Source organism: Polaribacter marinus (assembly GCF_022662535.1).
Classification (GTDB): domain Bacteria; phylum Bacteroidota; class Bacteroidia; order Flavobacteriales; family Flavobacteriaceae; genus Polaribacter; species Polaribacter marinus.
In genome coordinates this window covers 1-4,334 of the sequence record NZ_JAKQYM010000034.1, presented here as the reverse complement: position 1 = coordinate 4,334, position 4,334 = coordinate 1, and the positions used below count along the sequence as shown (strand labels likewise).

5 protein-coding genes are annotated in these 4,334 nt (G+C 29.9%); all 5 read right to left on the bottom strand.

Features of this window, described 5'->3' with window-relative positions:
• Window positions 1-256 precede the first annotated feature (256 nt).
• Entirely contained in the window at window positions 257-790 is a 534-nt protein-coding gene (locus tag MC378_RS15110) for a hypothetical protein (RefSeq protein ID WP_242179647.1), read from the bottom strand.
• 2 nt (window positions 791-792) lie between these two features.
• Window positions 793-1,650 carry a hypothetical protein gene (locus MC378_RS15105; protein ID WP_242179644.1) on the bottom strand — a complete coding sequence of 286 codons (858 nt, stop codon included), beginning with the start codon at window positions 1,648-1,650 and terminating at the stop codon, window positions 793-795.
• Between the two features lie 186 nt (window positions 1,651-1,836).
• Window positions 1,837-2,868 carry a DUF4062 domain-containing protein gene (locus MC378_RS15100; protein ID WP_242179642.1) on the bottom strand — a complete coding sequence of 344 codons (1,032 nt, stop codon included), beginning with the start codon at window positions 2,866-2,868 and terminating at the stop codon, window positions 1,837-1,839.
• A 153-nt stretch (window positions 2,869-3,021) separates the two neighbouring features.
• Entirely contained in the window at window positions 3,022-3,537 is a 516-nt protein-coding gene (locus MC378_RS15095; protein WP_242179641.1) for a hypothetical protein, read from the bottom strand.
• A 230-nt stretch (window positions 3,538-3,767) separates the two neighbouring features.
• A partial coding sequence (locus MC378_RS15090) for a hypothetical protein (protein ID WP_242179639.1) occupies window positions 3,768-4,334 on the bottom strand: 567 nt, incomplete at its 5' end.

Below are 4,334 nucleotides of genomic sequence, written 5' to 3'. Positions count from 1 at the left end.
ATTTTTCAATTTGTGACAGATGTTTTTCGGTTGGTTTGAAGTTTGTTTCGTAGTTCATTCTCACATTACACACAACGGTCTAGTATATGAAAAGTAGGGCAGATGATAAGCACTTACTTTCAGATTTATACTGAGCCATATTTTTTGTTTTATTTTTATCTTTCTTTCTAAAATACAAATTAAAAATGTGGCGGACTTTGCAAAAAAGCACAAGCCTTTGAATTATCACTTTCCGCCCTATTTTTTATATACATTGTTACCCACTGGCTTTTTTCGGCGGTTTCACTAAAATCAGATAAAAGTCACTAAGATTCCGCATTGTTAAAAGCATAATGTGTAAAATCAAAAAGACTAAAATAGAAAATCCTACATATTTTATGTTTTTGCTAAAATCAATATTGTCAATCAACAATGGATAAATCAAACAGGTAATTATAAGGCCAACTTCAATAATTACAGAATATGTGAAATTGATAAGAAGTAATCTAAATAAAGTTATTTTTTTATTATTAATTTCTATTTTAGTTTCCTTGTTTTTTATCTCATCTAAATTTTGTCCTTGTCCTGTGGTTAATATTGTAATAATTGTTATAGAAAAACCAACTAAAATACCTAAAAGATTTATGGCATTATCTTTAAATACTATTGTTGCAGATGTTGACGAGCCAAAAAATAAAAGTAGAAAAACTCCAATTCCTGTCAAAAACGGAATTAACCATTCGAAAAAGAAGATTCTTTTTGAAACAGTTCGATAATAGTCAGCAATTAGTAATAGGAATTCTAGATACATATTTAATTGAAATTTTGTAAAACAGATTCCATTTCATTAAAAAGGTCACTTGTTCTAATTTCTCCGGTAACTTGATTGACTGTAGGTTTTACATATTCTTGTCTTTCAATAAAGTCTGTGTTTATCTTTACAACGTTATTGTCATTATTTCGACCAACAACTCGTAATCTCTGTATTTCGTTTTGTCCGCTATTTAGTTTTGCATATACATCACGAGCAAAATCACTTATATTATCTCTGTTTTTAGCTTTTACAGAAACAACAACTTCGTGTTTTACAGTACTTGTTCTTTCTGAATAATCAAGAACTTCACTGCCTAATAATTGTTTGTCAACATAAACATCAGCACTTACTACTCTTGATAAACTCTCAATCTCTTCTAAAAAATTATCTTTAGCGATGGTTTCAAAATCAAAATTTATTTGTGTTTCTGACTCAAGAGAACTAGCATAGAAATTCAAGTAATGTTTAATTTGCTGTATTGTCATTCCTGCTTGATGTTTTTCTAAAATGATAATTACATCTCCGCCGATTGCTTTTGTAATTAAATGAGTCTTTTGAGTTTCTCCTTCTTCCATACTTTTAGGACTTTCACGTTCTGCAATTGTATCACGATGAACTAGTGGTGGTCTAAAACTATGTGAAGCACTTTTAAAAATAATTTTATGCTTTGTATTATCAGAGTTAGAGTTTATACTATCTAAAAAACCGAATTTAGGATTTTTGATTGTTCTACTTCTGTCGACTTTTGAAAGACCATTAATGTGATTTAATGTTTCGTTAAGCGCACTTTCAATTGTTGTGTCTCCAGAATTGAGTGTTAGGTAATAAAATCCTATTTTCCTTGTTTTTGTAGCCATTCTTTATGTTTTTATTCTATCGTTTGTCGGTTTTATCAGCTTGTGGGTAACGTGTTTGTATATGGTTTGTTGCGTGTTTTAAGGAACTAATTTAGCAAATAATTACTGACCAAGAAAGTCCGCGAGGACTTTCGTAATTAGGCGAGAAGCCAGCAATAAATTATATACGGTGTTGGCATTAGTATTTTATCTTTTAATCGCTCTTAATCTAGTCATAACTGTATCTCCAAAAGGTGTTAAAGTCCAATATGTTGTAGTGTCTCTCACACCTCTTTTTCTAATACTTTCAGTCATTAGATTTAATGCTCGAAGTTGTATTTTTATAGTCTGATAGTCACTATCATTAATGCTGAAATCAGTCGGATAGCGTTCCTCTTCTTTAAATTGCTTTTCCAACTTTTTATATTCTTTGTCTCTTATTAGTTTGGTTATACTATTTCGAATTGGTCTTTCAGAAGATTCATCAATCATTAGAGGACTAATTTCGCCAAAAATTTCATCCCAAGTCAATTTGGTAGCTGAAGTGTAATTTACGTTTCTAATTTTATAGGTATTTCCACTTGCTGTGAAAGAAAAATTTAATTCAATTGTATCAGTACCTTGACTTAAATTTTCACTTCCTTCAGGTGCTTTGGTTTTTACTTTTTCTAATTCCCCTTTTAGCAATTCAACTTGTTTTGTGAGTTCCAAAATTTCTTTTGTACTTTCTTCACTCGGAAGGAAAGTTGATTTGACCCAACCAGGTTGTGGTTTATCTTTAGTTAGTCTTACAAGACTTCTGCTTACAATAGAACCTAATTCAATTGGACTTTCGTAATATTTACAAGTTTTTTGTTGTACTAATTCTTTAAAGGATTCCAGTTTCTTTTTTAATTCTTTTTCATTTTCAGATTTTCCGACAGCAATATTTTCAGGTTTTTTATGTAGAAAAGATATTATTGGAATTCCTTTATTTAAAGCATATTCATATTCCATTTGAGTATAACTAATACCCTCTGTATTTATGGAACCATATCGACCTCCAACAATTAGAATGTAGTAATCACAATCATCTATAAGTCTTTTTATAAGTGTCCATTGGTCGTCATCAGTCGCTGGAAAAAGTTCCATTCCAACTGGTATGCAATCTAATTCTAATAAAGCTTGCATAACTTCTTGTCTTTCTTCTAATAAGTCCTTGTATGTTGAACTTACAAATACTTGATATTTAACTTCCATTCGTTTCTTATATTAATGCCAACGTTGTTGTGTATGATTAGTTGCGTGTATTAAACAAGTAATTTAGTAAATAAAACACGAACGGCGAAATTCCGGAGGAATTTCCCAAGTGAGCCAAAACTAGCAATTAATTATACACGGTGTTAGCAAATGTTATTTTCCTTTGAAATAACTCAATTGTCTATAAATAACTAAATCTTTTTGGTTTATCCATTCAGTTAAAGGTTCCAATTCAAATGTTTTTTCTGATAATTCATTTATTATCTCAACAGAATTATTTCCAAATTCGTCTTCTTTTTGATTATAGAATTTAAAACCATATTTTTCTAATTCAGTATTTAATTCAACAATTTGAGTTTCTGATATTTTTAGATTACGAATTTTTCCAAATTCTCTTTCCTCTTTAAGATATAAAGTGTCCAAAATGTAATCAAAACCTTTGGCAACAACATTATTCCAATCCTCAACATAAATTTGATAATAGTTTCTTAATTTTCCATTTTTTTCACGCAAATTAAAAAATCCACAACCAACAGTTATAGTGTCACAACCATTTTTCACAACTTCTCTTAATGAAATATCAAATTCTTCGTCAAAAGCATTATAAGTTGGTGAAGGTTTACAACTATTCAGCGTTATTAAAATTAAAATAATAATACTTTTTTTCATTTTTTAATTTTTCGTTCGTAAGAGAATTTTCAGTTTTTTATAAATTTTGTTTCTCTATTTAGCGAGTTTGAGTGGATTCCACAATATTTGCTAACGTGTTTGTATAAGCAAAGTTGCGTTGTTTCAGCAGTAAAGTTACTAAATAAATCACGAACGGCGAAAATCCGAAGGATTTTCACAAGTGAGCTAAAACCAGCAATTTTGTTTATACGTTGTTGGCAACTGGCTTTTTATTCAGCCACAATATCACCTTCTCCAGCTTTTACAATAACAAATCCATATTCAACATCTTCTGGAACATTATACTTTCCCCAATATTCACCTCCAATTCCTGCTAATTCACCTTTTTTGTCATCTGTTTCAAGTCCATTTTCTCCGAAATAAATTTTAGTTCCAAAGTCAAACAAAATTGAATCTGTATCTATAAATTCAAATATTTTATCTTCATTCGGTTTCAGGGTAAATTTGTCTTTAATGCTTACAGGTTTGTCAGTTTCATTTCGTAAAAACATTTTATATAATGCTCCAGTCTTTTTATATTCTGTTGGGATTATAAATGTTTCATCTCCTTTTTCAATGATTTCATTTCCGTGTTTATCTTTATATCTATTCTCGTTTTTACAGCCAAATAAAAATGATAAAATTCCCATAGCAAGTATTATTGTTTTTAGTTTCATTTTTTCAGAATGTTCGTTTTTCAACGTGCAGTTTTGGGCTTGTTGCCAACGAGTTTGTGTTATTGAAAGTTGCGTTTTACGTGAACGGCTATTTTCCGCAGGAAAATAGAAGTTTACAAA

Bases quoted from the DNA above. Each gene is read 5' to 3' on its own strand.
- MC378_RS15110 (WP_242179647.1), bottom strand. From the start codon at position 790: ATGTATCTAGAATTCCTATTACTAATTGCTGACTATTATCGAACTGTT.
- MC378_RS15105 (WP_242179644.1), bottom strand. From the start codon at position 1,650: ATGGCTACAAAAACAAGGAAAATAGGATTTTATTACCTAACACTCAAT.
- MC378_RS15100 (WP_242179642.1), bottom strand. From the start codon at position 2,868: ATGGAAGTTAAATATCAAGTATTTGTAAGTTCAACATACAAGGACTTA.
- MC378_RS15095 (WP_242179641.1), bottom strand. From the start codon at position 3,537: ATGAAAAAAAGTATTATTATTTTAATTTTAATAACGCTGAATAGTTGT.